This window comes from Pseudoalteromonas rubra (assembly GCF_004212645.1).
In the GTDB taxonomy this organism is placed as follows: Bacteria; Pseudomonadota; Gammaproteobacteria; order Enterobacterales; family Alteromonadaceae; genus Pseudoalteromonas; species Pseudoalteromonas rubra_G.
In genome coordinates this window covers 1-843 of record NZ_PPUZ01000162.1, presented here as the reverse complement: position 1 = coordinate 843, position 843 = coordinate 1, and the positions used below count along the sequence as shown (strand labels likewise).

Here is an 843-nt window from a genome sequence, read left to right as displayed (position 1 = left end):
GGTATCGAAAAACGCCCTTTGTCATCGAGGCTCAATGAGCTTGCGCCGCGGAACATAACTACCCGCTCGGCCTGATATGATTAGCCAATCTTTGATCCAATTTGATCCACTCTAACCCACATTTTCCCACAGGATGACAGTCTAGGGCTTGACAAGCCTTTTTGTCAAGTTGGATCACACGGCTTGACTCGCCTACAGGCCAGAAAAATCGCGGGTTTTGCGGAACTCCATGAATTCGGTGGGAAAATGTGGGCAGACAAATAAAGCGGGATCTTTTTACGTAAAAGCGTCCCTTTTTTGATAACTATGGAATATTTCATTCATGAAATTTTTACGCGCCGGGGTGTTACCAAAAAGCCGAAAAATTAATAACTCTCGACTAGTATTTAGCTTAAACGGGTTGGTTAAAGCGCGCTGCGCTTGTATCATGCCGCCACCTTAAACCCAGGCGAGTTTTTATTATTAAAGAAATATCAATAAAACAGCGATTTTACCGATTGATGCTAATACTCAGTCTGCCTGGCTTTTTGCTGATCCTGGCCCTGTTGTTCGCGCAGCGCAGCAACATGCTGCAACTACAGGAGCAACAGGCCCTGATGTATGCCAATCAGGTTGCCACATTACAACATGCCGAAGTGGCCGCCACACAAACGTTGCTGCAACAACTGGCCTACCAGCCCGACAATTTGCAACACCATGATGGTCGCTGCCCACAACTGCTGTCCAATGCACAGCATCTGTCGCCCAGCTTTGCCAACTTTGGCCTGGCCACGCCTGATGGTAACGTCACTTGCTCTTTATCTAAGATATCGGGCCCGATCTCCATTGCCGATCGCCCCTACT

General features: G+C 47.9%; 1 pseudogene. It reads left to right on the top strand.

Annotated elements, in window-relative coordinates:
- Nucleotides 1-500 precede the first annotated feature (500 nt).
- Nucleotides 501-843, top strand: a pseudogene (locus C3B51_RS23260) (bifunctional diguanylate cyclase/phosphodiesterase); the annotation flags it as partial.